The sequence below is a fragment of the Methylobacterium fujisawaense genome (assembly GCF_014138435.1).
GTDB lineage: Bacteria > Pseudomonadota > Alphaproteobacteria > Rhizobiales > Beijerinckiaceae > Methylobacterium > Methylobacterium fujisawaense.
This window is the reverse complement of the sequence record NZ_JACJIM010000021.1, coordinates 1-2,792: the sequence shown is the minus strand read 5'-3', so window position 1 is coordinate 2,792 and position 2,792 is coordinate 1. Positions and strand designations below refer to the sequence as shown.

Here is a 2,792-nt window from a genome sequence, read left to right as displayed (position 1 = left end):
TCACGGCAGAATGCCAACGGCGGCGATACGTCGGGCTACCAGGGCCGGATGCGCATCAACCTCGATGCCCGCACCCAGACCGCCTACGGCACGCTGCGCGCCTTCGTCCGCCTCGATGCCGGCGCCCGCACGGGCTATTCCGGCGTCGGTACGTCCGGCACCCAGCAGCGTATCGGGCAGGCCTACCCGGGCCTCGGCATCGACAGCTTCGGCCGCGACCAGCAGTTCGTGAACGTCGACAAGGCGTTCATCCAGTTCGCCGGCATGACGGCCGGTCGCGCCTCGTCGTTCTTCGACTTCTACGCCCACGACTTCGAGTTCGCCGGCGCCACCGCGGGTTCGGACATCGCCTCGACCAACCTGCTCGCCTACACGGCGACGCTCGGCAACGGCCTGTCCGCCACGATCTCGGCCGAAGATCCGGTCTTCCGCCGCAGCCCGATCTTCTCGGCCTCGAACAACCCGGCCGGCGCCACGGTCAACGCCAACCTCGCCAACTTCGCTCAGTCCAACTCGCCGGCTGAAGTGTTTATCGGCTACACCAACGGCCAGCCGACCCGCTACAGCTTCGTCGACGTGATCCAGCGCTCGCGCATGCCCGACGTCGTCGGCGCCCTGCGTCTCGACCAGGCCTGGGGTTCGGCTCAGCTGTCGGCCGCCGTGCACGAGCTGAACGTCGGCAACGTCGCCAACGGCGCCGGTACCGGCACCGGCTCGAACATCAGCATCCCGCACACCAGCAACTCGTACGGCTGGGCGGTACAGGGCGGCCTGAAGATCAACACGCCGTTCATCGCGCCGGGCGACGCCCTCTACCTGCAAGGTGCCTACGGCTCCGGCGCTCAGCTCTACACCGGTTACTCCTCGTTCAGCGGCTCGTACTCGCAGAACGCGGCGACGATCCAGGGCCAGAAGTTCAATCAGTTCTTCAACGACGCGACGCTCAACCCGTTCACGGGCCAGATGCAGCAGTCGACGAGCTTCTCCGCGACGGCTGCGTACCTCCACTACTGGTCGCCGGAGTGGCGCTCGGCCTTCTTCGGGTCGTACGGTGAGATGAACTTCTCGGGGGCGGCCCGCGCCGCTCAGGGTATCGCCTACGCGGTCGCCAACCCGTTCGGCCTGATCAACTTCGGCGCCAACGCAGTCGGAACGCCGGGCACGCGCTTCTACAACCTGAGCGAGGCGCTGCGCGACACCTACCAGTTCGTGGCGGGCGGCAGCATCATCTGGTCGCCGGTGAAGGATCTCGATATCGGTGTCGAGGGCTTCTACACCCAGATCGGCGTCAAGAACGGCCGCGTGATCGACAAGGACAAGAGCCCGACCGCTTACGCCAACGTCGCCGGCATCAACAACGGCACCTTCGTGCCGCGGACCACGACGTCGGACAGCGTCTCCACCTTCCGCTTCCGCGTCCAGCGCGACTTCTAAGCCGCTTCACCGGCGCCGGGGCTTCGGTCTCGGCAACGGTCCCCGTGCTTCAGGAACCTCAAGGCTCGGCTTCGGCCGGGCCTTTTTCGTTGTGGTCGCCCTTCTGGACGCGCGAAGCGGCGCGTCGTCACGCGGCCTGATCGAGCTCCACAATCGCGCCTGTCGAGAACGGCGCCGAAGCAATTCGGCCGCCCTCCGGCGCCCGTCCCGGCGCACGCAGGCACCATCTCGCTTGCAACTTCCCCTATGCGTCGAACCGAGGCGTCGGGCCGTCCCGCCGCCTGTTCGGGGCCAGGCCGCACGCCTCTCGACGCCGACGCGGAGCGCGGGTCCGCCTGCGTCGGCGATTCGCGGGACCGCGGATTCCGGGTCGAGAGAGCCGCGCCATCGGCGCACGATCCCCTCTCTCGCCGCCCCGTCCGCGAGCGAAGCCGGGACCCTGTGTCGGGATGAACCGGCCGTGCCCTGGGCCGGGTCAGGGCCCGCGATCCCTTCTCAATCCTGATCGACGGCCCGGACGAGGGCCGCTCGCACGCCGAATCGGCGCCCCGGAATCACGCCGCGCTGCGGGTCCGTAGCGGCCTTCGGCCCGGTCCGTCGCGGCTGCTCCGGCGACGCGGAGTGTCCAGAACTGGCGTTTGCAGCCGCCTCGGACGGAGGGATTTCGCGCGCCTCTGCGGTGTCTTTCATCGATGAGATGGCGTCCATCGAGAAGAAGACACTCAATTAGTTTACGGAATTGACAAAGCAAAATTCCAATACGGCTTCTGTATTGAAAGAAGAAATGTTGCTGACCTACAACAAAAACATAATCGTTTCTGCGGCGTTGGGTTTTTGTTGCTCTGATATGTTCATGCGCACAGTGTTGTCGGCGTATCTTCTCGGCTTGGGACGAAATCAGTGAACGGAGACCCGGATCGGACTCTGTGTTTCCCAAGGGGGAGATAATTACTCTTTCGTTGTGTCGTAAATATTGAGGGATCGGGGGGTCTCAATGAACTATTTGGAATCGGTATTGCTCGGGGCCGTGGCGGCGATCACGACGGTGGGTGTCGCAGAGGCCGCCGACCTGCCGGCCAGGACGGCGGTGCCCGTCGCGTATGTCCGCGTCTGCGGCGCATACGGCCCCGGCTTCTTCTTCATCCCCGGCACCGACACCTGCCTGCGGCTCTCGGGGCGCGCCCGTTTCGAGGGCGGCTACAGAACCAGCTACGGGCGGCAGTTCGGCACGAACCTCGGCGACACGGCCGGATTTCAGGGCCAGATGCGCATCAACCTCGATGCCCGCACCCAGACCGCCTACGGCACGCTCCGCGCCTTCGCGCGCCTCGATGCCATCGCGCGGACGGGCTACATCA

General features: G+C 66.0%; 2 protein-coding genes. Both read left to right on the top strand.

Annotated features, from left to right (window positions below; genetic code table 11):
- Positions 1 to 1,434: porin (locus tag GGQ91_RS27900; protein WP_182593312.1), on the top strand; the 1,434-nt coding region annotated here is incomplete at its 5' end.
- A gap of 994 nt (positions 1,435 to 2,428) precedes the next feature.
- Positions 2,429 to 2,792, top strand: a 364-nt coding sequence (locus GGQ91_RS27895; protein WP_182593311.1) for a porin, incomplete at its 3' end; no start/stop codon positions are given.